The 25094-nt window shown below is 40.6% G+C and carries 25 protein-coding genes; 14 read left to right on the top strand and 11 right to left on the bottom strand.

The window, feature by feature from the left end; translation table 11 throughout:
- The first annotated feature begins 5 nt into the window (after positions 1-5).
- The 6 genes from ispF to TOL9009_RS0122560 all read left to right on the top strand — a co-directional run bounded on the left by ispF (position 6) and on the right by TOL9009_RS0122560 (position 5937).
- Positions 6-488, top strand: coding sequence for a 2-C-methyl-D-erythritol 2,4-cyclodiphosphate synthase (gene ispF, locus TOL9009_RS0122535; RefSeq protein WP_029634815.1), 483 nt, complete (start codon positions 6-8; stop codon positions 486-488).
- A gap of 102 nt (positions 489-590) precedes the next feature.
- Complete coding sequence (locus tag TOL9009_RS0122540) at positions 591-1049, top strand: hypothetical protein (protein WP_029634817.1); 459 nt, start codon at positions 591-593, stop codon at positions 1047-1049.
- 12 nt (positions 1050-1061) lie between these two features.
- Positions 1062-1664, top strand: a complete 603-nt coding sequence (locus TOL9009_RS0122545; RefSeq protein ID WP_221928650.1) for a PIN domain-containing protein — start codon at positions 1062-1064, stop codon at positions 1662-1664.
- Positions 1665-1684: 20 nt separating this feature from the next.
- A complete protein-coding gene (locus TOL9009_RS0122550) occupies positions 1685-3472 on the top strand; it encodes an ABC transporter substrate-binding protein (protein ID WP_029634823.1) in 1788 nt (595 codons plus the stop codon).
- Between the two features lie 102 nt (positions 3473-3574).
- Entirely contained in the window at positions 3575-4354 is a 780-nt protein-coding gene (gene larB, locus TOL9009_RS0122555; protein WP_029634825.1) for a nickel pincer cofactor biosynthesis protein LarB, read from the top strand.
- Between the two features lie 29 nt (positions 4355-4383).
- On the top strand, positions 4384-5937 hold the full coding sequence (locus TOL9009_RS0122560; protein WP_038296524.1) for a GMC family oxidoreductase: 1554 nt from the start codon (positions 4384-4386) through the stop codon (positions 5935-5937).
- Between the two features lie 132 nt (positions 5938-6069).
- Here TOL9009_RS0122560 and TOL9009_RS0122565 read toward each other — a convergent pair whose 3' ends face one another.
- Positions 6070-7344, bottom strand: a complete 1275-nt coding sequence (locus TOL9009_RS0122565) for an aspartate aminotransferase family protein (protein ID WP_038296526.1) — start codon at positions 7342-7344, stop codon at positions 6070-6072.
- Positions 7345-7469: 125 nt separating this feature from the next.
- Here TOL9009_RS0122565 and TOL9009_RS44630 point away from each other — a divergent pair, with 125 nt between their 5' ends.
- Complete coding sequence (locus TOL9009_RS44630; protein WP_260675929.1) at positions 7470-7628, top strand: hypothetical protein; 159 nt, start codon at positions 7470-7472, stop codon at positions 7626-7628.
- Positions 7612-8676, top strand: a complete 1065-nt coding sequence (locus tag TOL9009_RS0122575; RefSeq protein WP_029634831.1) for a potassium channel family protein — start codon at positions 7612-7614, stop codon at positions 8674-8676. Before TOL9009_RS44630 ends, TOL9009_RS0122575 begins: the two co-directional genes overlap by 17 nt.
- 50 nt (positions 8677-8726) lie before the next feature.
- Here the strand turns inward: TOL9009_RS0122575 and TOL9009_RS0122580 are convergent, their stop codons facing one another.
- From TOL9009_RS0122580 to TOL9009_RS0122620, 9 genes are all read right to left on the bottom strand, one after another.
- Positions 8727-9302 carry a methylmalonic aciduria and homocystinuria type D protein gene (locus TOL9009_RS0122580; RefSeq protein ID WP_029634833.1) on the bottom strand — a complete coding sequence of 192 codons (576 nt, stop codon included), beginning with the start codon at positions 9300-9302 and terminating at the stop codon, positions 8727-8729.
- Between the two features lie 414 nt (positions 9303-9716).
- On the bottom strand, positions 9717-9923 hold the full coding sequence (locus TOL9009_RS0122585) for a hypothetical protein (RefSeq protein WP_029634835.1): 207 nt from the start codon (positions 9921-9923) through the stop codon (positions 9717-9719).
- 120 nt (positions 9924-10043) lie between these two features.
- Positions 10044-10697, bottom strand: coding sequence for a MotA/TolQ/ExbB proton channel family protein (locus TOL9009_RS0122590; RefSeq protein WP_029634837.1), 654 nt, complete (start codon positions 10695-10697; stop codon positions 10044-10046).
- Between the two features lie 53 nt (positions 10698-10750).
- A complete protein-coding gene (locus TOL9009_RS0122595; RefSeq protein ID WP_051502994.1) occupies positions 10751-11437 on the bottom strand; it encodes a DevA family ABC transporter ATP-binding protein in 687 nt (228 codons plus the stop codon).
- Positions 11438-11473: 36 nt separating this feature from the next.
- Entirely contained in the window at positions 11474-12640 is a 1167-nt protein-coding gene (gene devC, locus TOL9009_RS0122600) for an ABC transporter permease DevC (RefSeq protein WP_029634841.1), read from the bottom strand.
- A 63-nt stretch (positions 12641-12703) separates the two neighbouring features.
- A complete protein-coding gene (locus tag TOL9009_RS0122605; RefSeq protein WP_029634843.1) occupies positions 12704-13027 on the bottom strand; it encodes a DUF2834 domain-containing protein in 324 nt (107 codons plus the stop codon).
- Positions 13028-13055: 28 nt separating this feature from the next.
- Positions 13056-13253 (bottom strand): hypothetical protein, encoded by a 198-nt coding sequence (locus tag TOL9009_RS0122610; RefSeq protein WP_029634845.1) that lies wholly within the window; start codon positions 13251-13253, stop codon positions 13056-13058.
- Positions 13254-13411: 158 nt separating this feature from the next.
- Positions 13412-14704, bottom strand: coding sequence for an ABC exporter membrane fusion protein (locus tag TOL9009_RS0122615; protein ID WP_029634847.1), 1293 nt, complete (start codon positions 14702-14704; stop codon positions 13412-13414).
- A complete protein-coding gene (locus TOL9009_RS0122620) occupies positions 14701-15294 on the bottom strand; it encodes a TetR/AcrR family transcriptional regulator (protein ID WP_029634849.1) in 594 nt (197 codons plus the stop codon). The genes TOL9009_RS0122615 and TOL9009_RS0122620 overlap by 4 nt, the downstream gene beginning before the upstream one ends.
- 401 nt (positions 15295-15695) lie before the next feature.
- Between TOL9009_RS0122620 and TOL9009_RS0122625 the strand changes: the two genes are divergently transcribed.
- The 6 genes from TOL9009_RS0122625 (at position 15696) to TOL9009_RS40150 (ending at position 24793) form a co-directional block, all read left to right on the top strand.
- Positions 15696-17522 carry a response regulator gene (locus TOL9009_RS0122625; RefSeq protein WP_029634851.1) on the top strand — a complete coding sequence of 609 codons (1827 nt, stop codon included), beginning with the start codon at positions 15696-15698 and terminating at the stop codon, positions 17520-17522.
- Between the two features lie 382 nt (positions 17523-17904).
- Positions 17905-20151, top strand: a complete 2247-nt coding sequence (locus TOL9009_RS0122630; protein WP_038296531.1) for an ATP-binding protein — start codon at positions 17905-17907, stop codon at positions 20149-20151.
- Between the two features lie 13 nt (positions 20152-20164).
- The gene (locus TOL9009_RS0122635; RefSeq protein ID WP_029634855.1) at positions 20165-20608 is read left to right on the top strand and encodes a response regulator; all 444 of its coding nucleotides are present in this window, start codon (positions 20165-20167) and stop codon (positions 20606-20608) included.
- 122 nt (positions 20609-20730) lie between these two features.
- A complete protein-coding gene (locus tag TOL9009_RS40145; RefSeq protein WP_051502995.1) occupies positions 20731-22377 on the top strand; it encodes a PAS domain-containing sensor histidine kinase in 1647 nt (548 codons plus the stop codon).
- A 95-nt stretch (positions 22378-22472) separates the two neighbouring features.
- Positions 22473-22841 (top strand): response regulator, encoded by a 369-nt coding sequence (locus TOL9009_RS0122645; RefSeq protein ID WP_038296532.1) that lies wholly within the window; start codon positions 22473-22475, stop codon positions 22839-22841.
- A 278-nt stretch (positions 22842-23119) separates the two neighbouring features.
- Entirely contained in the window at positions 23120-24793 is a 1674-nt protein-coding gene (locus TOL9009_RS40150) for an ATP-binding protein (protein ID WP_186227626.1), read from the top strand.
- On the opposite strand, the gene TOL9009_RS0122655 is transcribed toward TOL9009_RS40150, so the two are convergent.
- Complete coding sequence (locus TOL9009_RS0122655) at positions 24790-25080, bottom strand: antibiotic biosynthesis monooxygenase family protein (protein WP_029634859.1); 291 nt, start codon at positions 25078-25080, stop codon at positions 24790-24792. The two genes, TOL9009_RS40150 and TOL9009_RS0122655, sit on opposite strands and share 4 nt — an antisense overlap.
- Positions 25081-25094 lie beyond the last annotated feature (14 nt).

Consider the following 25094-nt stretch of genomic DNA (forward strand, 5'->3'; position numbering starts at 1 on the left):
AACAAATGACTAATATTCGCATTGGTAACGGTTATGATATTCACCGACTGGTGAGCGATCGCTCTTTAATTTTGGGAGGTGTTAAGATTCCTCACGAAGTTGGTTTGTTGGGACATAGTGATGCTGATGTCTTGACGCACGCGATTATGGACGCAATGTTGGGTGCTTTGTCTTTGGGGGATATTGGACATTATTTCCCCCCACATGATGCTCAATGGGCAGGGGCTGATAGTTTAATGTTATTAGCTCAAGTACATGAATTGATACGCGATCGCGGTTGGCAAATTGGCAATATTGATTCGGTAGTCGTCGCAGAACGTCCAAAATTGAAACCACATATTGATAAAATGCGCGACAAACTAGCAGGTGTTTTACATCTTTCACCAAATCAAGTTGGTATCAAAGCCACAACTAATGAAAAATTAGGTCCTGTAGGACGCGAAGAAGGTATTTGTGCTTATGCTGTTGTTTTGCTCTTTGCTGAGTAATTTTTCAATGTTTAGGCTGAATGAGGCTATATAAGAGTCGTTAATATAGGAATTAATGATTGATAGCACAAAAAAACTTGAACTTGATAGGAAATTAGAACAATGCAAGCTACAAACTTACAATATTCACAACGTCCTGATTTTGTGGCATTAGACAAAGAAGGACAAATTATTCTCATAGCCGAAGTAAAAGGTAATCCATTTGACTCAAATAGACAAAAGACAAAAGAAAATGCTATCTTGCAAATTATTGAGTTTTTGCAAGCTGAGAAAGCTTTGGTTCCCTTTGTCATGTTTGTTGACTTGGAAAATGTTTTAGTTTTTCGATGGGATGGTTGCAATTTATTAGAAGTTCTTAATCTTAATACTGCTGATGTGCTGAGTCATTACGAACCAGAATTTCATCAAAAACAAATTTTTGAACTTTATCTCGCAGGTTTAATAGAAGCCTGGATAAGTGATTTTTGCTATCACTGGAAGTCAGAAATGCCCCCAGGATCAAAGGAGATGGCAGAAATAGGTTTGTCACAGTTATTAGAAGATGGACTTACTCAGCCTTAGGTAGCGTTGGCAGTGATACTTTACGTAGAAACAAACTTTTTGATGAGCATTGCTAAAGGACAGGATGAATTAGCAGAAAATTTGCTGCATAATACACCTATATCAGTCCACTTAACAATACCTAGCATTTGTTATGTAGAATCTTTGGCAACTTTAGAGCAAGTAGATAAGCATAATCAGGATTTTATTAATCGGTTAGATATTCAAGTTAACGAAGCAGGAAGAGATAAAACTTCACAAAATGCAAAATTAATTGTTAATTTGTTGAAACAAGCTAAGATTAGCTTTCTTGAGCGCACAAATGATATTACACAGCGTTTTTATGTAGCCTTTAACCAGCTTAATTGTCAAGCAGAAATAATTACATTAGATACTAATATTTTTCAAGAAAGCTTGGAAAGAAATATCCTTGAAAAGCACCTGATAGACAAATTAATTTTAGAGTGTATAATTCACCATGCCCGCTTACATGTTAGTGAGACAAAAGTATTTTTAAGTAGCAATTCTCAAGAATTTGGTAAACGGGAAGTTGTAGAAATATTACAAAATAGCGGTATTCAGTATTTCAACAAAACTCAAAACTTCCTCGGTTGGCTACAATCTCAATTACTTTAGCAAAATCAAATATTCAAATTATGAAATTTCCTAGTATTTTTCCCGCAATTAGACGTTCTTGGTTACTTGTAATTCTGATGATTACAGCATTGACAGTTAGCGCTTGTAACCCTGCTAATTTCAAAACCGAAGCCGCTCAGGTGCCGCAACTTGTCATCGCTGTTTTGGGTGAACCTTCAACTTTTAACCCAGCGCTGAATGAGTCGGCATATAGTGTTTTTGGTTTTATTTATGACTCGTTGATGACAACAAATCCGTTCACCACTAAGCTTGAACCTGCTTTAGCTGAGTCTTGGCAAGTTACTGATAATGGACAGCGAATTATAATTACTCTACGACCAGGACTTAAGTGGTCAGATGGTCAACCAATGACGGCTGATGATATTGTTTTTACCTACAACGATGTTTACTTAAATCCCAAAGTACCTACCCCGACTAAAGATGCTTTAAAAATTGGTGAAAGCGGTAAGTTACCAACAGTAAAAAAACTTGATGCTCGCCGAGTAGAATTTAGAGTACCGGAACCGTTTGCTCCTTTTTTAAGATTAGTAGGTGGAATAGAAATTTTACCGGCGCATATTTTGCAAAAGTCTACCCAAACCAAGGGATCTGATGGTAATCTTCAGTTTCTCTCAATGTGGACAACAGGAACCAATCTGAAAGAAATTGTTGGCAACGGTCCCTATGTAATGGAAAGCTATATTCCCAGTCAGCGAGTGATTTTTAAGCGCAATCCTTACTATTGGCGCAAAGATGCTCAAGGTAAACCTCAACCTTATATTGAGCGAATTGTTTACCAAATTATTGAATCTACTGATAACCAGTTAATTAGTTTTCGTTCTGGGCAATTGGATGATTTGGAAGTTGCTCCGGAAGGATTTAGTTTGCTGAAGCAAGAAGAAGAACGAGCTAAATTTAAAATATATAACGGTGGACCAGATACAGGTACAACTTTTATTGCTTTCAACTTAAGCAAAGCTAAAAATGCTCAGGGTCAGCCTTTTGTTGATCCAATTAAATCTCGTTGGTTCAATAAAAAAGAATTTCGGCAAGCCATAGCTTATGCTCTTGACCGCGAAACGATGAAAACAAACGCTTTTCGGGGATTGGGTGTATTGCAAAATTCCTTTGTTTATATTAAAAGTCCTTTCTTCTTACCACCTGAAAAAGGGTTAAAGGTCTACAATCACGATCCAGAAAAAGCGAAGAAATTACTTTTACAAGCAGGCTTCAAATATAACTCGGCAAATCAATTAGTTGATGCTGAGGGAAATCAAGTACGATTCACTTTGCTAACAAATTCCGAAAGGAAAGTTAGAGGAGATATGGCAACGCAAATTAGACGCGATTTGGCTAACTTAGGCATTCGAGTTGATTTGCAAATTCTCAGCTTCAACGCTTATTTGAATAAACTTAAAGATACCCAAAATTGGGATTGTTACCTTGGTGGTTTTGCTGGAGGGGGAATTGAACCTCATGGTGCTAGCAATATCTGGAGACTTAATGGAGCATCCCATGCATTTAATTTAGGTCCACAACCGGGAAAGTCGGGAATAACTGGTTGGGAAGCTGCTGACTGGGAAAAGGAAATTGATCGCCTTTATATTAAGGGGTCGCAAGAAGTTGATGAAAACAAACGTAAGGAATATTATTACGAATACCAGCGTATCGCTTCCGAACAGTTGCCGTTTATTCATTTAGTAGAACGATTGAATTTGCAAGCAGTACGCGATCGCTTTGTCGGTGTGAAGTACACTGCTCTTGGTGGTCCATTCTGGAACCTCTACGAATTGAAAGTTACTAATTAGGGAATAGGGCATAGGGCATAGGGAATGGAAATAACATCAATGCCCAATGCCCAATGCCCAATGCCCAATGCCCAATGCCCAATGCCCAATGCCTAATTAACAATGACTGATGAAAAAGATTTGCGATCGCTCTTAGAAAAAGTTGCTCATGGTAACGTTACTCCTGATGTAGCGTTAGAGCTATTAAAAAATCTCGCTTATGAGTCTGTTGGTGAATTTGCCAAAATCGACCACCATCGTCAACTGAGAACCGGCTTCCCAGAGGTGATTTGGGGACCTGGCAAAACTCTAGCTCAAATTACTCAAATTATGGAAGCGATGCGCTTGCGGAACCCGGTAGTGATGGCTACGCGAATTGAACCAGAAGTTTACGCTGCGCTTCAAGCAAAAATTCCAGATTTGCGATACTTCGATTTGGCGCGAATTTGTGCGATCGCTCCCCCGACTATTGAACCTCAGTATTCTGGTAATATTGGTATTCTTTCAGCTGGGACTGCCGATCTACCTGTGGCTGAAGAAGCTGCTGTCACCGCTGAACTTTCTGGTTTTCGCGTAGAACGCCTTTGGGATGTCGGTGTTGCCGGTATTCACCGCTTGCTGAATAACCGCCATGTCATCGATTCGGCTTCGGTGTTAATTGTCGTAGCGGGGATGGAAGGCGCTTTACCCAGTGTAGTGGCGGGTTTGGCAGATTGTCCGGTAATTGCCGTTCCCACTAGCATCGGTTACGGTGCAAGTTTTAGCGGGTTAGCGCCCCTCTTGACAATGCTCAACTCATGTGCTGCTGGAGTTGGGGTAGTAAATATTGATAATGGCTTTGGTGCAGCAGTTTTAGCAGGGCAGATTTTACGGACTGCGAATAAGTTGAAGTTACCCTCTTAGGGAACTGTAGGAAGAACAAGGAGTATGTGATGACACAATACGACTATATTATTATTGGTGCAGGTTCGGCAGGCTGTGTCGTCGCCAATCGTCTCACAGAAGATGCTGAAACAACAGTGTTATTGCTCGAAGCTGGCAACCCAGCTAATAAGCCAGAAATTCAAACCCCACTCGACTGGACTAAATTATGGTGTACTGAGGTGGACTGGGCATATTTCACTGAAGAAGAACCCTATATAAATAACCGCAAAATCTATTGTCCGCGTGGGAAAGTCTTGGGTGGCAGCAGTTCAATTAATGCCATGATTTATATTCGAGGCAACCGCCGCGATTTTGACCAATGGCAAGAGTTAGGCAATCCGGGTTGGAGTTACCAAGATGTTTTGCCATACTTCAAGAAATCTGAAAATCAGCAACGCGGAGCATCTCAATTCCACGGTGTCGGTGGAGCGTTGAGCGTTACCGATCCAATTGCCCCTGCCGTAACATCACAAAGATTTGTAGAAGCAGCTGTTGCAATGGGATATAGTAACAACCCGGACTTCAACGGTGAGCAACAGGAAGGTGCGGGACTTTATCAGCTGACTATCAAAGATGGTAAGCGACACAGTACTGCTGCTGCATTCCTTTTACCAATTCTCAATCGTCCCAACTTAACAACGACCACAGAAGCGTTAGTGACTCGGTTGTTGTTTGAGGGAACACGCACTGTTGGGGTCGAATACATGCACGAGGGGAAGACGCACCAAGTCTTTGTGAATCAAGAAGTGATTCTTAGTGCTGGTGCTTTCGATTCACCAAAATTACTAATGCTCTCCGGAATTGGCTCACCTGAACACCTGCAAGCATTGGGCATTCCCGTAGTTGTTGATTTGCCAGGTGTCGGTCAAAACCTGCAAGACCACCTTGCTTCCCCAGTCGCACACCAGGCAACTCAAGATTTGCAACCTGCTGTAACTAGTAATATTGCTGAAGCAGGATTATTTTTACATACCGAGAGCAATTTAGATGCTGCGCCAGATATACAGCTTTTCTTTGGTCCTGTTTTGTGGGCACCTCCTGCTTATGCTCGTCCTGGTTCGGGATTCGCTAGTACACCCTGTCTGAACCATCCCGAAAGCCGTGGCAGTGTCAGTCTGCGCTCTGCTTCCCCGAACGATTCACCTGTAATCCGGCTGAACTATCTCCAAAGTGAATCCGATGTGCAGAAGCTGGTTGCAGGAATTAAAATTATCCGTCAGTTGTTCAACTCAAATGCATTTGATGAGTTCCGAGGTGAGGAAGTTGCTCCTGGTGCTGATGTCACTAGCGATGAAGCACTTCAAGCTTATGTCCGGGAAGTCTGTGATACTGTTTACCACCCTGTCGGCACTTGCAAGATGGGAACTGACCCAATGGCTGTTGTAGACCCGGAATTGCGAGTATATGGGGTTGATGGTTTACGTGTTGTAGATGCATCAATTATGCCAAATATTACGACGGGAAACACCAACGCACCCACAATTATGATTGGCGAAAAGGCAGCTGATTTGATTAAAGCTGTAGCTCGTGTTCCACAGCAAGCGTCCGTGATTAGTAGTTAATGTTCATGAAGAGGGGGAAAGGGGAAAGGAGAAATATTAAGCTTTCTAGACCTTTTCGATCCCCCCAACCCCCCTTAAAAAGGGGGGCTTTGCGTAAGTCCTGACTACTATCAACTGATTTACACTCCTTGTCTAGGCTGTAACAGTTGCGATCGCCTTTTCCAGAGTTTGCAATGCTGTTTCTACTTCTTTTTCTGTGACAATCAAGGGTGGAACAAAGCGGATAACTTTCGGTCCTGCGGGTACGAGCAGTAAGCCTTCGTCCATAGCAGCTTTGACGATATCAGCAGCGGTTAGCTGAATGGAAGCTTGCAACTCCATCCCATTGATTAAACCCCAGCCGCGTACTTCGGTAATTATATGGGGATATTTGGCGGCGATCGCTCTCAACCCATCTCGCAATTGTTCACCCCGATCCTGCACATTCTGTAAAATATTCTCCCTTTCCAATGTCTGACAAACGGAGAGCGCGACTCCACAGGCAAAGGGATTGCCACCAAAGGTGCTAGCATGTTCCCCAGGTTGGAAAACGTCGCAGAATGACTTACTCATCATCGCGCCGATGGGGATACCGCCACCTAAGGCTTTAGCACTGGTGAAAATATCCGGCTCAACACCAAGATGTTCGTAACCCCATAGTTTACCACTGCGTCCCATCCCAACTTGCACTTCATCGAAAATCAGCAAAATGCCGATTTCATCGCAAATTTTCCGCAGTTTTTGGAAGTAAGCAACATCACCCGGACGCACTCCGCCTTCTCCTTGCAATGGCTCGATTAAAATCGCTGCCACGCGATAATCACCTTCATCAAGTTCGCTAATTGCGGCTTCTATTGCGGCAATATCGTTGTAAGGTACATAGTGGAATCCGGGTACTAATGGGTCAAAGTATTTTTGATACTTCGGCTGTCCGGTAGCGGTAACTGTCGCCAAAGTCCGTCCGTGGAAACTGGCATGAGCTGTGAGAATTATTGGTTTGTCAATTTGTAATACTGTGTGTGCGTATTTTCGCGCAAGTTTGATTGCTGCTTCATTGGCTTCTGCCCCGGAATTGCAGAAAAATACGCGATCGCTACAAGAATGTTCAACTATCCATTTTGCTAACTCACCCTGTTCGGGGATGTAGTACAAATTAGAAACGTGGTGCAGCTTTTGAATTTGCTTTGTCACTGCTTCTATTAATACAGGATGGGCATGTCCTAAAGTGCAAGTGGCAATTCCCGCCACAAAATCCAGATATTCTCGCCCTTGTGTATCCCAAACGCGGCATCCTGCGCCTTTTTCTAGCGCTAAAGGAAACCGCGCATAAGTGGACATAACAACTTGATTAAAGCTATCTGTATCAAAGGGAGTAGATTGTACAGAATCTGACTGTGGAGGTATTGCCGCTGGTTTTAAAGTCTGCATAGTTACTATCGCCTAGAAGTGAAAGTTTTTCATCCTATAGTTATTTACTAGTGTGATAGAAAATTTTCAAAATTTCTTATTATTTGGGAATTGGGAATTGGGAATTGGGCAATGGGCAATGGGCAATGGGCAATGGGCAATGGGCAATGGGCAATGGGCAATGGGCATTGGGAATTAAAGAAGCGGCTGTTAGTGATGCGCGTTCTAATACAATTCTTTCCATGCCCCATGCCCCATTCCCCAAAAGAGTGTCAGTGGTGAAAAACTGTGTATTCAACGCTTGAGCAAAAATATCGTCGCATCCAAAAAGAGTTGATGGCAGGAACCGCTGCCCTCGGTGGTGTCTTTATCATTGGGACTTTATGGTACAGGTTAGTAGAACGGTGGAGTTGGGAAGATGCAGCTTACATGACGGTGATCACCTTGGCGACTGTGGGCTATGGTGAGATACACCCCTTAGGAAGCCAAGGACGGTTGTTTACGATCGCCTTAATTTTAATGGGTGTGGTAACAATCGGTTATATCGTCAATAGATTTACAGAAGCGTTAATTCAAGGTTATTTTCAAGAGGGAATTCGATTACGACAACAGCGACGCCTAATGGAATCTTTGTCAGAACATTACATCCTCTGTGGATTTAGTCGGACTGGTCGTCAAATTGCCAAAGAGTTTCGGGCAGAAGGCGTACCTTTTGTAATTATTGATTCGGACATTGAATCGGTGCGAAAAGCCCAAACTGAAGGTTATACATTATACCAGGGCGATGCCACCTTAGATGAAACTCTTTATAAGGTTGGCATTGAACGGGCAATTTGTATTGTGGCGGCGCTGCCTTCAGATGCCGAGAATTTATACGTAGTTCTTTCAGCGAAAACACTTAATCCAGATATTCGAGCGATCGCCCGCGCTAGCACAGAAGAAGCTGTGCAAAAATTACAACGTGGGGGTGCTGATGCGGTGATTTCTCCTTATATTACTGGGGGTAAAAGAATGGCAGCATCTGCCCTCAGACCGCAAGTAATGGATTTTGTTGATGGTATTCTCACCGGTGCAGATCGGCAACTATATATGGAAGAAGTTTTGCTCGATCCGGCAATTTGCCCGTATCTGGGTGAAACTTTGCAAAAAGCAAGATTGCGATCGCAAACTGGGGCATTAGTTCTGGCAATTCGTCGCACTGATGGCACTCTCATCGGCGGTCCGACTGGCGATACTATTTTATTACCTGGAGATTTGCTGATTTGTATGGGTACAGCTGAACAATTGCGTAGCCTAAACCAAATCCTTGGACCAATTGGTTCTCAGAAAGTGCGTAAACCGAAAAATAGCTGATGGGGAGTGGAGACATTAACAACTATCCACTAACAACTATCCACTAACAACTATCCACTAACTAATGACTCTTGACCAACCTCTTGCCAACCATGCATGGGGGCTATGCTTTTAGTTACCGATTCGATGATGCTTGGGGGAGCTTCGGATATTAAGATGCTTGGATAAACTGCCGTACCCCAATGGGGATGAATTAAAACACGGCATTTATTTTTCAGCACTGGATAGTTAAGTAAAGCTTTGACAACGGCAGTGTCGTCGTGGGGAATTTGTCCGGGATGGGAAAGTAAGGGATAGCCGGTGCGGGGGTCGATTATGTCTGTCAGATAAGTGCGATCGCGCAAATTAAAAGCAACGTCACAGCCAAATCTCATAAACTTTTCCCGCAAGCGTTGTTTTTCTTTCTCTATTGTATTTGTACTTTCTACTAATTGATATCGCGATCGCTGTAAAACAATCACCACCCAAAAAGACGGCTGGTTTCTCCAATCTGGTAATATCCGTTCGCGGTTGGCACAGATATACTGACTGGGCAAATGAATAGAAATCTGAACTGCTTGTCCCGGTTTGCCAACTAAATTAATGGGACAGCCTTGCTCCGAAGTGTAAACATTAGGGTAGTTCACTAAATTTATTCGGTTTTTGCAAGTTTTGTATTTAAATCCTTGATTCCGATGATAACTCTTAAACATTCATAAAAATCATCAATTTTCCATAATATGTTATGTTTATTTGGTTTCATTGTGACTAAAATATGAATTTTTAATCGCACTTTTATCGTTTCTTAACTTGTTCTGATAGTACTTACTTGTATTCGGAGGCAATTTCCGGATTTATCAATGCTATATAGATAGAGACGCAAGCGATCGCGATCGCCATTGCTTACGCTTCTAAATCACGGAAACCAAGACGAACGAAAACGCCAAGGAAGAACGGAAACATGCGTCTCTAATTCCCAAAATCTTGCATTATACCTGGGAAAGTATGAGGAATAAAGTATGAAAAATCAAAAAAGATGGAATTCGATACAGTCAAGTAAATTAATTTAGTTTTAAAGCATTGACTGGAACTTCATCCCAAGAATCAACCGTTCGCAATCGCGCTACCCAACCAGTTGCTTTTTGTATCTGAGTCAAATTATTCTCAAAAGATTCATGACAATCTTTTGCTTGGGACTCATCACAACAGGCTATACAAGCATGAATCATGCCAGAGGGATCAATTTGCTCGTTTACCCAAATAGTCATGGCGTATTTTCTCAAAATTTTTGGCTAAAAAAAGAATTTGCCATTTTAGAATACTATAAGATGGAGCATGGATTTTTGAAGAGGGTAAAAGGGAAGTTGATTTGGGATGTCAAATCTGGTTCATATAGAAGGTAGATAAGGCTTCTCTCCTCGTTCGTAGCGACGACGGTAAAGCAATTCTAACTGTCCCCCATTCTCCTGAATCATGGCGATTTGCTGCTGGTAAAGTCCTCGAAAGGTGTTAGCAAATAGCAGTGTAAAGATAGCAACTACTAATCCTGATGCGGTAGAAACTAAAGCTTCACTAATCCCACTGGTAACATTTGCTGTTTGAGTACCTCCGACATCACCAATATTTAAAGAGGCAAAAGAAGCAATTAATCCTAAGACGGTTCCCAAAAGACCTAACAAAGGTGCAAGGCTGATAATTGTCTCGAAGATGTTTTGAAATCGTTTGAGTAAAGGTATCTCGGCTTGCGCTGCTGTTTCTAATGCTAAACGAAAGTCTTCTGGTGTCGCTTCTTCTAATTCTAAAGCTGCTAAAAAAATGCGGGCGATCGGTAAGTTAGTATTTTGTTGTAATTTTTCCATCGCACTAACTACATTATTCAGACGATAAAAATTCAGCACCTCCTGCACCATTCGGCGTTCGTGGCTAACCAATATTACCCAAAACCTGATACGCTCAATAATCAACGCTACTGCTAATACACTAAACCCCAGCAGGGGAAACATAACTACGCCACCTGCTGTAAATATATTATTAATTGCCATTAGCTGTTTTTAGAAGAAATCAATGCACACCTAGAGTAACAGATTGCTTTGGATCATCCTTCATCTTTTAGCTGACCATCTTCCATATAAATGATGCGATCAGCAATATCAAGGATGCGGTTGTCATGAGTAACTAACAAAATTGTACAGTTTTGTTCTTTGGCAAGTTTTTGCATTAATTGGACGACATCGCGTCCAGATTTTTTGTCAAGTGCAGCGGTGGGTTCGTCTGCTAAAACTATTTTAGGTTGGCTGATCAAGGCACGAGCGATCGCTACTCTTTGTTTTTGTCCACCTGAGAGATTTTCTGGGTAATAATTGGCACGATTTGCTAAACCAACTGTTTCTAACATGGCAAGCGCTTTGCCATCTATATCTTGATTTAACATTTCGTCATGTAACTCTAGTGACATTCGCACGTTTTCTTTAGCTGTCAAAAATGTCATCAGGTTATGCCCCTGGAAAATATAGCCAATCTGTCGGCGAATTTGAGTTAACTGCTTTTTGCTGGCTTTGCACATTTCTTCTGATAATATTTTTAGGCTACCTTCTTGAGCAGAACGCAGTCCACCCATGAGGGACAATAATGTGGTTTTTCCGGAACCACTTGGACCTGTCATAATTACTATGTCGCCTGGATAAATTTCTAAGTTGATGTCGAATAATACTTGTTTGCGAAGTTCAGCGTTACCGAAGTAATGGTTGAGGTTTTGGACGGAGATGACTCTTTGTGTTGACATAGAATTTTTCTCACGCAAAGGCGCAAAGGAAGAAAGTTAGAATATATCGGCAGGATCGGCAGCTTGTAGTTTTCGCATGGCGATCGCACCAGATGCACTACACATGACTACGGTCAAAATAAATACGCTGATGGCGCGGCTGAGTGTCATTCCAATCGGTAACAGTGTCGCTGCATAAGTCAATTGATAAAGTCCGATGGATATCAAAAATCCGGGAATATACCCTAATATTGCTAACAAAAGTGCTTCTTGTAACAATACGCCGAGAAGGTAGCGATCGCTATAACCCATCGCTTTTAATGTGGCATATTCTGGTAAATGATTTGTCACGTCGGTGTAGAGTATTTGATAAACAATCACAATCCCGACGATAAAGCCCACTACTACACCAAGTCCAAAAATAAACCCAATTGTGCCTTGGCTTTCCCAGTAATATCTCTCAACTGCAATAAAGTCTTCGCGAGTCAAAACTTTGACATCGTTCGGCAGGGCGGCGGTAAGCTCCGCTTTAACTATGATAGAATTTATACCTGATTTTAATTGAATTAAACCTACGTCTATTTGATGCGGTTGACGTTCGGGAAACAACTTCAAAAATGTGGAATCGCTGGTGATGACGTTGCCATCAGCACCAAAGGATGCACCAAGAGTAAACAGTCCTGTTACTTGAATATTTTGGTTATTCAATTCTGTTTCCATTGTCTGATGCTTTTGGACGAGGTTGGCGATCGCCCCATATTCGGGACGAGAAGCGCGATCGAATAATACGTTATTCAGAAGTTTTAACTCTGTCGCATTTTGTTTAACTTCTGGTAGCTTAAAGCTAGGGGCTTCAGGTTCTATTCCCCAGATTAAAATGGCGCGGTTTATCCGAGTTTCGGCATTTTTCCACTGTCCCATACCAATATAAATTGAACTGACTGCTTCAACATTTTCCGAAACCAATGTTTGATACAATCGTTCTCTAGGAAAGCTTTTTGGTGAAGCTAAAGTTTGAAATTGGGGATTAATAACTACCAAATCTGCTTGTAGTAAACTATGCGCCAGGGTAGCGCTGTCATAAAGCGAGTCTTGTAAGCCCAATTGACTAAACATTAACATGTCTGCAAAGGCAATTCCAGCCGCTGCAACCATCAAACGAGTTTTTTCTTTCATTAACTGCCGCCACGCTAGCGGAGTTTTCCGAAATAATTTGCCCACCATATTATAATCCTAAGTATTGATAACTTCTTAGTCGGCGCTTTAGCGCTGAAATACTAATTACAATTAGTCAGTTTGCTGTTCAACTTGGCGCTGCCGAATTAATAGAAATAATGGCAAACCAAACGAAACGCCAACCAAAAGATTGCAGATAACGTAAACCCAGAGATATCGCATTTTCAAACGTGTTCCTTCCCAAAATACAAATGTCCAGAAGACTAGGGATGACACCGCAACATCCATGCCAAAAAATCCCGAAATTCGGTTAGCAAAAAGCTGTTCAAAAAACAGCTTTATATCAAGTCCATGTTCCAAAAGAAACGGAACGAACTGAGAATACGGCAAAATTAAACCGAGGATGCAAAGTAGAATATAGATAACTTGAAGCATCATTTAATCTCCAAAAATGTATCACTATTTACCACAGCAATTCATTGACAAATGATAGAAAGTCTGCAAAGTTAATTTTTGCAAAAGTCATCAAAAAGCGAACTTTTTCTTTACTTTTTTTGCGCTCGCTTGAAAAAATTACTCTCCAAGCTGTAATTAATAAAATTGTCCAAGGATAAGTTCTTCTCAGAAGTTGAAACCAAATTAGAGAGTTTTTACCTACCATGATTGCATGATGAGTTTAATTAATGTTTTTGTGCTGCATAACCGTGGTGTGAATCGTAATATTCAATTTCTCGACGTATATTGCAAAATCATCCTCTAAATATGCAACGCCAATATATTTAATACCGAACATCCGTTATACTATAAAACAAACAAACTTTACAATTCAATTGCTGTCTGCACCTGTAAGTTAGTAAAACCCGCAACTCGTTGACTATCTTCGGGGTTAAGGCGAATTTTTACTTCAATTACTCGGCGATCTAAATTTTCTCCTGGCTGATTGCTGAAAACGTTTTGCCGATTTACCTGCAAGCCAATTTGAGAAACGGTGCCGCGCAGTTTACCAGAAAACGCTTGACTGGTAATTACAGCTTGCTGTCCGAGTTTCACTTTACTAATATCGGTTTGATAAACTTCTGTAACTGCAACCATCTTGTCAGTTTGTGCTAAGTCTGCAATGCCAGCGTCATCAATTTTTTCGCCTATTCGCGTGTGAATTTTCAGAATTTTTCCTGTTATTGGTGCTTTGATATAAGCTGCTTCTAAGTCGGTTTTGGCGTGTTTGACTGAAGCGATCGCATTATCAACTTCTGTCTGCGCTGCTTGCACATCTACCGAACGAACTTCGGAAATACTATTAAATGTGGCTTTGGCTTCGCTGATTTGTTTGTTACCAGTGGCATTAATTCGGTTGAGTGTGGCTTTGGCTTCGCTGATTTGCTTGTTACCTGTGGCGTTAATTCGGTTGAAAACGGCTTTCGCTTCACTTAATTGCTGTTTGCTAGTTTCTACAGTTAACCGCTTACTATCAAACAAAGAACTAGAAATTGCACCTTCTTTATATAATTGTTGATAACGCTGATATTCAGCTTGCGCGTTGTTAAGTTCGGCTTCAAGTTTTCTAATTGTTGCTTGTTGGGCAATCTTGTCTCCTTGTAATTGCGCTTTTAATCGGGCTATAGTTTCAGCTTGAGCGATTTTATCACCTTGCAATTGCGCCTGCAAACGTTCAACACTAGCTTGTTGTGCTTGAATTTCTCCGGTTTTTGCCCCAGCTTTTACTTGTGCGAGTTTCGATGAAGCGACATTTATCTGTTGTTGAGTTTGTTGGAAAGCGTCTTGCAAGCGATCGCGAGAATCGAGAATTGCCACAACTTGTCCAACTTGGACTGTATCACCTTCAGATACCAATATTTTCGCAATGCGATCGCCATCCAAAGCTAAAGGTGCAGACAACTTAATTACTTCTGCTTCTGGCTCAAGTCGTGCTAGCGCTGTTACTTTTTGAGGAATGCGAGGTGTAGTTTCTACTTGATTGGATGCAGAATTGTCAGCAACCCCAAACTGAGAAACACCATAAAGAGCGATCGCACCTGTAATTCCAGTTGCAGCAACTATTAACCCAATCAACCAGTAACGATTTCCAACTTTAAATAAAAGATTTGTACTCATAATTTTCCTGTATTTAACATATTTTCTTTCTCTAAATATGCCATTAGCATTTTGCCCAATAAAGTACATTGTTCGGGAATCGAAACCATTTTATTCTTGAATAATCGCTCGACTATTAGCCCATCAATAAACGAGTATATAAATGCTGCTATTACTGGATCTTGAATACCTGAAATTTCATATATGGCTTGTTTATATCTCTCATTTATTCTATTAAATGCGTCAATATTTTGCATTCCTTGAGCGTTTTGATGCTGACAAAAGTCAACTAATAAATAAGTCCATTTAATCAAGTAATCCTCTTCTTTTATTAGGAATTTGCCAATAATTTCTAGCTGTTCTGGCAGTGTTTGCGTTCCTGACAACTCAGTTGTTGCCTTCAACAAATCTTGTTGACATATTTCCTCCATCAATTGCTCAAATAAAGCTTGCTTGCTGGGAAAATAATGATACAGCGTCCCAGTAGAAACTCTTAATCCGTCAGCAATTTGGCGCATGGTAATCGAGCCATAGCCTTTCTCGGCAAATAAATCAAAGCATTTGCTAAGTAATTCTTTGCGATATTGGTTATGGTCAACAATTTTCGGCATTAGTCTTAACTTTATTTATATCGAACGGTCGTTATCCATAAGGGTAATATGCTTTTTACACTGTTGTCAAGGAAACGGGGAATGAGGAAGTGGGATGATCACTTGGGGATAATTCTTTCTTCCGCATTACTGATTATAAATATTTTCCCGCACAATCTCAAGCCTTATCTTCGGCTCTTCATCATTTCCTCATTTTTATCGTCTAGCTTTCGGGAGATGACAACTAACTAAAGTAAGAGGTTTTCTATGAATTTGTTATGAATTTCAGGCTTTTACTGGGATGATGTGCGATCGCATTGCTGCGCTTGGCGATCGCGCATCTTCAATTCTCAATTCAAAGTGCTTTATCAGAATTAACACTCCAGCAAATGAGTTAATACTCGGCAATGACGGATTATGACATGAAAATTCTAGTAGTGGAGGACGATCAGCGTACTGCTTCGATGGTGTCAGAAGTGCTCAGATCCCATAATTACATAGTTGATACGATCGCAGAGAGTCAAACAGCTTTGCAACTAGTGCGAGGTTTTGCATATGACCTGATCATCCTCGATATAGTTTTACCTGGGTTGGATGGCATTAGTCTTTGTCGTCAATTGCGATTTAACGGCTATCAAATGCCGATTTTGCTATTAACTGTCAAAGATAGCAGCACCGATAAGGTGATGGGATTAGATGCAGGTGCAGATGATTACATGGTCAAACCCTTTGACGTATCAGAACTAGTTGCCCGCGTTCGCGCTTTATTGCGACGAGGAAGTTATATTTTGGCATCGGTACTGACTTGGGGAAAGCTACAACTTGACAGCAGTAGCAGTAAAGTTGTTTATGAAGGGAGGCTTTTACGACTGACAGCAACAGAATATCGTTTATTACAGCTTTTTTTGCGAAATCCGCAACGTATATTTAGCCGGAGTATGATTTTAGACCGTCTTTGGTCGATTGCCGAGTATCCGGGTGAAGATGCGGTGACAACTCACATCAAAAAACTTCGCCAGAAATTAAAAGCAGCAGGAATGACTGCTGATTTAATTGAAACCATCTACGGCTTAGGATATCGTCTTTTACCTCCACCAGAACAGACACCTGGTAAATCGTCATTGTTTTCTACTGATGCTGACAGGCAACAGGCTGAAAATATGGTGATAGAGTCTGTTAACAATATTTGGCAGCGCAGCAAGGAGAGCTTTACTAGTCAATTAGTATTATTTGAGCAGGTGGTTGCTGCTTTGATGACAGACACCCTTTCTCGGCAAATCCAAGACACAGCAAAGCTAGAAGCTCATAAAATGGCTGGTTCACTGGGTTCTTTCGGCTTTAATGAAGGTTCGAGATTAGCACACCAGATTGAAGAGTTGCTTGAAAGTGAAGCAATTGGACAACAAGCAACGCAACTACAGCAACTAGTTAGTTTGTTACAACAAGAACTAGAAAAGCCACCAGTTTTAAGTGCTGTTGCGCCTGTTGTGGAACAATCTGCTTTAATACTGATAATTGATGACGATCGCTTATTAATTGAACAAATCATGCAATCGGCATTCGCTTTAAATTTGCGAGTAGAAGTAGCGAATTCTTTAGCTGCTGGTAGAGAAGCGATCGCTCAAAATCCCCCAGACGTGATTTTGCTCAATCTGATTTTTGCTGACACCAATGAGAATGGACTGACACTACTCGCTGAATTAGCACAAAGTAAATCTTTAATCCCGGTGTTAGTATTGACCATAAGGGGTAGCTTGGTTGACCGAGTAGAAGTAGCTCGTTTGGGCGCTCGTGCCTTTTTACACAAGCCCATAGCTCCAGAGCAAATCCTCAAAGCTGTTACGCAGATACTGAATCAAGCTACCACAACTGAAGCCAGAGTTCTAATTGTGGATAATGATCCCCAAGTACTGACAACCTTGACCGATTTACTACAACCTTGGGGACTTGATGTCACAACTTTAGAAGATCCGCAAAATTTCTGGGAAGTGCTAACTACTACAGTTCCTGACCTACTAATTTTAGACGCTTCTATGCCTACCTTCAGCGGTATACTTCTTTGTCAAGTGGTACGTCAAGATCCTCATTGGGGAGATTTACCCATCGTCGTACTGACATCTGACACTAATGCTGATACCATACGTCAAGTATTTGCCGCAGGTGCAGATGATTATGTAGGTAAACCAATTGTAGAACCAGAACTTATTACCCGGATTATCAGCCGTTTAAAACGGGTACAACTGTGGTAAGAGAAACTTTTGAGTCCTGAGTTCCAAGTCAGAGAAAGTTTATAAATCTTGAGTTATGAGTCCTGAGTTTTAAATTTTGACTCAATACTCAACACTCAACACTTAACACTCTTACTTTGCTCTCAGCACTCCTAGTGATATTATTAATTGTTAATTTAAAATTAATCTTGCTTTAAGTAGCGATGGGGAAAAGTATTTTTCTAAGAACTAATATCATGTCCGGTAGATTATATATGATGTAGAGACGTAGCAATGCTACGTCTCGAAAGAATTTTTTATTAATGTCAATTAAACGGACATAATATCATAGCTATAACATTTTTACCCAGTCCCTAGTCCCCAGTGCCTAATCCCTCATTTAATAGTTAACAGTGTAATTCCTATGCAAATAAATGTAGATTTAACTAACTGCGATCGCGAACCAATTCATATTCCGGGTTTAATTCAACCATACGGTATTCTGTTTGTTTTACAACAACCAGAATTGACGATTTTACAAGTTAGCAAAAACACTTTTGATTTGATTGGTATCCATCCGGAAGAATTGCTAGGCAAACAACTTCAATACTTACTGGATATCCAGCAAGTTTCTACTCTTCAACAATGTTTGTCTACTGATTTTGAAAGCGTCAATGCTATAAAAATATCTTTGGAAACTCCCCAAAATACTTTCTTATTTGACGGAGTTATACATCATTCTCAAGAAGTTTTAATTCTGGAATTATTGCCTACTATCTCACAAACTAATCAAGACTTTTTAAGTTTTTATCAATTAGTCAAAGCTCCTCTTAACCAAATACAAAATACACTTAATTTACAAGAATTATGTCAAGTTTTAGCCAAACAAGTGCGAAAAATTACAGAATTTGACCGAGTTATGATCTATCGATTTGATGAGGAAGGCGCTGGTAAGGTCATAGCTGAAGATAAATTAGAAGAAATAACTCCTTATTTGAGTTTACACTATCCCGCATCAGATATTCCCAAACAAGCAAAGCAACTATATACTCTTAATTGGTTACGGTTAATTCCTGACGCTAATTATCAACCGGTAGAACTGATTCCTACTCATAATCCAGTTACTAATGAACCAGTAGATTTAAGTTATTCCGTCTTGAGGAGCGTTTCTCCCATACATATTGAATATTTGCATAATATGGGGGTTAGCGCTTCTATGTCAATTTCTTTAATCAAAAATAAAAAATTATGGGGATTAATTGCTTGTCATCATAATACACCTAAGTATATACCATATTATATACGCACTGCCTGCGAATTTTTGGGAAATGTAATGTCTTTAGAGATTGGGACTAAAGAAGAAAATGAAGATTTAGATTACAAACTCAAACTCAAGACAATTCAATCAAAGTTTGTTGAGGCTATTTCCGAAACCACAAATTTGAAAGATGCTTTAACTGAACACGAAAATGAACTATTAGAATTAGTTAGCGCTGGAGGTGTTGCTGTCTGCTTGAATCAAGAAATACTATTATTTGGAAAAACACCATTAGAAGCGGAGATTCGTAACTTAATAGACTGGTTAGCCGCGAGAATTAATAACGATAACGTTTTTTATACAGATTCACTCTTGAAGGTTTATCCCCCATCAGAAAAATTTCCAGATATTGCGAGTGGAATGTTAGCGCTTGCCATTGCTAAAAGTCAAAAACATTGGATTTTGTGGTTTCGTCCAGAAGTGATTCAAACAGTAAAATGGGGTGGTAATCCCAACAAACCAGTGGAAGTTGATGGAAATGGGAGTTTGCATCTATCACCGCGTAAATCCTTTGAAATGTGGCAAGAAACAGTACGATTTCAGTCTTTACCTTGGAGAAAATGTGAAATTGATGGTGCTTTAGAACTCAAAAGTGCTATCGTAGCAATAATCCTCCAAAAAGCGGATGAATTAGCAAAAATTAATGTCGAATTAGAACGTAGTAACAGTGAATTAGATGCATTTGCTTACATTGCTTCTCATGATTTAAAAGAACCGTTACGAGGGATTTACAACTACTCAACATTTCTGATTGAAGATTACGCCCAATTGCTGAATGAAGATGGAGTTTCCAAACTGCAAACTCTGGTGCGTCTGACTCAGCGAATGGAAGATTTGATTAATTCTCTGCTACATTTTTCTCGCTTAGGACGAGTTGAACTTGTAATGCGACGAACTAATTTGCAAAAATTAGTAGAAAGTGTCATAGAAGTATTAAAAATTAGCTTAATAAAAGAGACGGATAATCTAGATATTCGCATTTGCCGACAATTACCGGAAGTGAAATGCGATCGCATTCAGATGAGTGAAGTATTTAGTAATTTAATCAGCAATGCCATTAAATACAACGATAAACCAAGTAAATTAGTAGAAATTGGCTTTTTAGACCAAGAAATAACAAATCAAACCACAATCACTTTCTATGTGCGAGACAATGGTATAGGAATCAGGGAAAAACATCTAGAGAATGTTTTTCGCATTTTCAAGCGTCTGCACACAGCAAGTCAATATGGTGGGGGTACAGGTGCCGGCTTAACTATCGCCAAAAAAATTGTCGAGCGTCACGGTGGCAAAATTTGGATAGAATCTACTTATGGGGAAGGTAGCACTTTCTTTTTCACATTACCAAGTTGAGGTAAATAAGTAAATGTTTGGGCACCAAACTCCAACATTATTGGTTATTGAAGATAGCGATGAAGATTTTTTTGCTTTACAACGCATGATGAAAGGTGCATCTGTTTGTCACCGAGTTGAACGTTGTACTGATGGTGATGATGCATTAGACTTTCTCTATCATACGGGTAAATACATAGACAATCAAACAGCCCGTCCATCCTTAATTTTACTCGACCTCAATTTGCCCGGTACAGATGGGCGAGAAATTCTACATCAACTCAAGACCGATGATAGTATGAAAATTATTCCAGTAGTGGTATTTTCTACATCATCAAATCCTAAAGATATTGAAGCTTGTTATGAATATGGTGTAAATAGTTATATTCTCAAACCAATCGATGTCCATCAATTAAAAACGACAATCGAAATTTTTAGTAAATACTGGTTTCAAGTCATCTCTCTACCTGATACTTAAAAAGGATAAAACATTAAAAATTAAATTATTATTAAATATAATAAAAAGCAAGATCCCCGACTTATTTAAAAAGTTGGTAATTTGAAATGGAGAAATAAAATTGCTATTTACATGTAAAAGAAATGCATAGTAGAGAAGCAGAAGAAGCATTAAGAGAAAGTGAAAGACAATTTCGTGCCATATTTGACCAAACATTTCAATTTATGTGGCTTTTAAATCTGGATGGTACACTTTTAAAGGCGAATCAAACAGCACTGAAATTTGGCGGATTGCAAGCAACAGATGTAGTTGAATATCCATTTTGGCAAGCGCAGTGGTGGATGATTTCTCAAGAAATACAAACCCAATTAAAAAGTGCGATCGCTCAAGCTGCGGCAGGTGAATTTGTTCGCTACGAAGTAGATATACTTGGTGTAGGAGAAATAGTGCAAACAATTGACTTTTCCCTCAAACCAGTTTTAGATGAAACCGGCAAAATAGTATTACTAATTTCTGAAGGACGGGACATCAGCGAGCGAAAAGCCGCACGACACGAACGCAAACTTGGATTATCAGCCTTATGCTGGTGTGAAGACGAATTTCGCGCTTTAAGCGAAGCTTCCCCAGTCGGTATCTTTCGAGTAAATCCCCAAGGTGGATGTATCTACACCAATCCTCGCGCTCAAGCTATTTGCGGTTACACCTTTGAAGAAGCTTTAGGACATGGCTGGATCAAGTTCGTTCATCCAGAAGATCGTCAGCTTTATTTTTCTCGTTGGTTACAAGCAGTAACAGCAAATCAAGAATTTATTGGTGAAGTACGTTCTGTTCATCGAGACGGAACTATACGTTTTTGTCGGCTTAAAACAGCTCCGATTTTTTCTGACGAAAAAGAATTAATCGGTCATGTCGGAACGGTTGAAGACATTACCGAAATGCGAGCTATAGAAAAGATGAAAAACGAGTTTCTTTCTGTTGTCAGCCACGAGTTGCGAACACCATTAGCTTCGATTCGCGGTTCTTTAGGATTGCTAGCTTCCGGACGACTCAACAACCAACCAGAAAAAGCGCGACGCATGTTAGAAATTGCCGCGCTTGATACTGAACGCTTAGTACGTTTAGTCAATCAAGTTCTTGATTTAGAGCGACTAGAATCAAGCAAAATTGTCCTGGCAAAACATCCATGTAATGTTGCTATTTTAATGCAGCAAGCAATAGAGGGTGTGCGAAGTTTTGCCGAAGAAGCTAACATCACCCTCAGATTTTTTTCCCTATCTATTGAGATATGTGCCGATGGCGATCGCATCATTCAAACTCTTGTCAACCTGCTAGCAAACGCCGTTAAATTTTCGCCCTCAGGGAGTACTGTTATTCTGAGTGCAGAAGTTCAAAAGGACAAGGAGGATAAGGGGACAAGGGGACAAGGGGACAAGGAGGACAAGGAGGACAAGGAGGACAAGGAGGAAATTTCTATATTTTCCTTATCTTCCTCCTGCCCCTTGTCTCCCCCCTCTCCCATTTCCCCATCCCCCACATCACGCTTCCCCCCTTCCCACATTCCCTATCTTTTATTCAAAGTCAAAGACCAAGGACGGGGTATTCCTGCTGATAAACTAGAAAGTATTTTTGGCAGGTTTGAGCAAGTTGATGCTTCAGACTCCCGCAATTCTTACGGTACAGGACTTGGACTAGCGATATGTCGCACTATTGTGCAGCAGCATAACGGGAAAATTTGGGTTGAAAGCGTTTTCGGTGAAGGCAGTATTTTCTACTTCACCCTACCACTGTGATAAAATCTGCCTTTAGATTACCACCAACGCTAGAAGAGGAGTACAGTCTTTCAAAGTAGGCTACCTTTACCGCCTAAAAAAATACTCCTTTGGTGATGCGACGAATTCTGCTGATTGATGACGAAGAACGTTTGAGCGAAGTAGTTCAGGCTTGCTTGGAAATCTTAGGAGGTTGGGAAGTACTGATCGCTACCACAGCTAGTAAAGGGTTGCTCATAGCGGAAACTGAACAGCCAAATGCCATTTTGCTAGATGTGATGTTACCAGAAATGGATGGTATCACTTTATTTCATCATCTACAACAAAAACCTGATACCCAATCGATTCCAGTGATTTTGCTGAGTGCTAAAATACAGTTTCCCTCGAATCAGTTTGCTCATTTAGGTGTAGCAGGAGTCATTGCCAAGCCATTTGACCCTTTGAAGCTGGCAGATCAAGTGGCAAAAATCCTCCGTTGGAGTTAGGGGTAGAGACGTTCCATCGGAACGTCCAAATCGGTAATGGGTAATTTGGAGCGATCTATCTATCTTTAGAAGTAACTTATAATAAGTTCAGAATTTGCTCATTTTTGAGAGATAGACTTTCCTTTGCAAAGGAAAGTTAAGAATATTTGCTGTCAAGTAAGTAAAAGCTTAATACGGTGATGCGATCGCCGAAGCCTGGGATTAAAAAAAATTATATGCAAATCAGTAAACCAATTAAGGAAGCAAGCACAAATGAATTGCCGCTAAGGGTGGAAAAAATGGCACAAAAGCAACGGAGCATTCTCATACTTGATGATTGTCACGAAGACAGGAAAACTTTCTGCCGTTATTTACACCAAGCCCCCAACTACATATATAGTGTAGTTGAGTCAGAATTTGGCGAAGAAGCGCTAAAATTGTGCAATATTTTGCAGCCAGATTGTGTTTTAGTGGATTACTCTCTACCTGATATGGATGGTATTGAGTTTCTCGAAAAATTGAGAAATACAACCAATAAGGTAGATATTGCCGTGGTGATGGTGACAGCTTGCGGTAATGAAGCGATCGCTGTCGAAGCAATGAAAAAAGGAGCTACAGACTATCTCAGCAAAGAAAAGCTGACAGCAGAAAATTTGCTTTCAACCGTGACTCACGCTCTCGAAAAAGTAGAACTGCTGTGGAAACTCAATGCCACTCAAGAGCAATTAAAATTTCAGGCTTATATTTTATCTCAAGTAACCGACGCAGTTATGGTTACTGAAGGCAAGTTGATTGATCAGATGAAAGCGCGGATTGTCTATGTGAATGCAGCATTTACCTACATGACTGGTTACACTGCTGAGGAAGTTTTAGGCAAAACACCGAGTATCCTAAACAAACTAACAACCGATCCAAAAGTTATAGAGCAAATTAATCAAGCGATCGCTAATTCTCAGCCAGTAAAGGTAGAACTAATTAACTACCGCAAAGATGGTTCAGAATTTTGGTCAGAAATAAATATTACCCCGATGCTTGACGAAGTTGGGGAATGCACTAATTTGATTTTTGTGCAACGCGACATTAGCGAGCAGCAAGCTGCGCTTCGCGAACGCAAACTTGCTGAGGTAGAACGTCAACAAATGTTAACCCAAGAAAAAGCTTACCGCGCTGAAGCAGAAGCAAGCAACCGCACAAAGGATCAGTTTTTGGCAATTATATCTCATGAATTGCGATCGCCTCTGAATGCCATACTCGGTTGGACAAAGCTAATTCAAGGTGGCAAATTAGACGACTTAGCTACGGTACGCGCATTAAAAACAATTGAGCGTAACGCTAAGTTACAAAACGAGTTAATTCAAGACCTCTTAGACTTTTCGCGCATCACAGAAGGTAAACTTCGTCTTGAACTGTGTCCAGTTGATTTGACACAAATAATTAATGCTGCCATTGATGTAGTGCGTCCATCAGCCGATTCTAAAAGCATTGTCATTGAGTCAAGACTTGAATTTACAGTTGGTGAAGTTTTGGGTGATTCCAGTAGATTGCAACAAGTTATGTGGAATCTATTGACTAATGCAGTTAAATTTACACCAGACGGCGGACAGATTGCAATTTGGCTAAAGCGAGTTGAATACTACGCTCAAATCATTGTCAGCGATACAGGTGTTGGTATTAGTCCTGACTTTTTGCCAAACGTATTCGAGCAATTTTGTCAAGCTGATAGCCAATATACCGCAAGGCATAAGGGATTGGGACTCGGACTTGCGATCGTCCGTAGTTTGGTGGAAATGCACAATGGTACTGTTACCGCAGCAAGTGACGGTGAAGGACAGGGTGCAACTTTTACAGTTAGGTTGCCACTGAATATAAACACTACCAATTCGGCTAACACAACCGCAATATTGGGTGAGGAAAATCCACACCCCAATAAGCTGTACTCTAAGTGTATTTCACGCAATCAATATGATTCCTAATATGCAATCTCAACGCTGTAGAGAGCAGGATTCGCTTCAATGGGTAAGTGTTTCTCTCCGGGTTCATATTGAGCAAGTGCTGCATGATAGGCTTCTGCACTTTCCCAATGCGCGATGTTGATAAACTGAAACTTCGCATTGGGGTCAAGGCTACGATGCAGGGTTGTATCAATAAATCCAGATGCCTGACGCATGTATTCGCATGTCTGATTCCAGGTTTTGAGGAACTGCTCTTCCATTTCACTAGATACGGCAAATACATTAATTAAAACAACAGAGGTTGTCATTTTTGTGTTTCCTT

This window comes from [Scytonema hofmanni] UTEX 2349 (assembly GCF_000582685.1).
In the GTDB taxonomy this organism is placed as follows: domain Bacteria; phylum Cyanobacteriota; class Cyanobacteriia; order Cyanobacteriales; family Nostocaceae; genus Hassallia; species Hassallia hofmanni.

Coding starts and splice junctions, on each gene's coding strand:
- ispF (WP_029634815.1), top strand. CDS start 6: ATGACTAATATTCGCATTGGTAACGGTTATGATATTCACCGACTGGTG.
- TOL9009_RS0122540 (WP_029634817.1), top strand. CDS start 591: ATGCAAGCTACAAACTTACAATATTCACAACGTCCTGATTTTGTGGCA.
- TOL9009_RS0122550 (WP_029634823.1), top strand. CDS start 1,685: ATGAAATTTCCTAGTATTTTTCCCGCAATTAGACGTTCTTGGTTACTT.
- larB (WP_029634825.1), top strand. CDS start 3,575: ATGACTGATGAAAAAGATTTGCGATCGCTCTTAGAAAAAGTTGCTCAT.
- TOL9009_RS0122560 (WP_038296524.1), top strand. CDS start 4,384: ATGACACAATACGACTATATTATTATTGGTGCAGGTTCGGCAGGCTGT.
- TOL9009_RS0122565 (WP_038296526.1), bottom strand. CDS start 7,344: ATGCAGACTTTAAAACCAGCGGCAATACCTCCACAGTCAGATTCTGTA.
- TOL9009_RS44630 (WP_260675929.1), top strand. CDS start 7,470: ATGGGCAATGGGCAATGGGCAATGGGCAATGGGCAATGGGCATTGGGA.
- TOL9009_RS0122585 (WP_029634835.1), bottom strand. CDS start 9,923: ATGACTATTTGGGTAAACGAGCAAATTGATCCCTCTGGCATGATTCAT.
- TOL9009_RS0122590 (WP_029634837.1), bottom strand. CDS start 10,697: ATGGCAATTAATAATATATTTACAGCAGGTGGCGTAGTTATGTTTCCC.
- TOL9009_RS0122595 (WP_051502994.1), bottom strand. CDS start 11,437: ATGTCAACACAAAGAGTCATCTCCGTCCAAAACCTCAACCATTACTTC.
- devC (WP_029634841.1), bottom strand. CDS start 12,640: ATGGTGGGCAAATTATTTCGGAAAACTCCGCTAGCGTGGCGGCAGTTA.
- TOL9009_RS0122605 (WP_029634843.1), bottom strand. CDS start 13,027: ATGCTTCAAGTTATCTATATTCTACTTTGCATCCTCGGTTTAATTTTG.
- TOL9009_RS0122610 (WP_029634845.1), bottom strand. CDS start 13,253: ATGGTAGGTAAAAACTCTCTAATTTGGTTTCAACTTCTGAGAAGAACT.
- TOL9009_RS0122615 (WP_029634847.1), bottom strand. CDS start 14,704: ATGAGTACAAATCTTTTATTTAAAGTTGGAAATCGTTACTGGTTGATT.
- TOL9009_RS0122620 (WP_029634849.1), bottom strand. CDS start 15,294: ATGCCGAAAATTGTTGACCATAACCAATATCGCAAAGAATTACTTAGC.
- TOL9009_RS0122625 (WP_029634851.1), top strand. CDS start 15,696: ATGAAAATTCTAGTAGTGGAGGACGATCAGCGTACTGCTTCGATGGTG.
- TOL9009_RS0122630 (WP_038296531.1), top strand. CDS start 17,905: ATGCAAATAAATGTAGATTTAACTAACTGCGATCGCGAACCAATTCAT.
- TOL9009_RS0122635 (WP_029634855.1), top strand. CDS start 20,165: ATGTTTGGGCACCAAACTCCAACATTATTGGTTATTGAAGATAGCGAT.
- TOL9009_RS40145 (WP_051502995.1), top strand. CDS start 20,731: ATGCATAGTAGAGAAGCAGAAGAAGCATTAAGAGAAAGTGAAAGACAA.
- TOL9009_RS0122645 (WP_038296532.1), top strand. CDS start 22,473: ATGCGACGAATTCTGCTGATTGATGACGAAGAACGTTTGAGCGAAGTA.
- TOL9009_RS40150 (WP_186227626.1), top strand. CDS start 23,120: ATGGCACAAAAGCAACGGAGCATTCTCATACTTGATGATTGTCACGAA.
- TOL9009_RS0122655 (WP_029634859.1), bottom strand. CDS start 25,080: ATGACAACCTCTGTTGTTTTAATTAATGTATTTGCCGTATCTAGTGAA.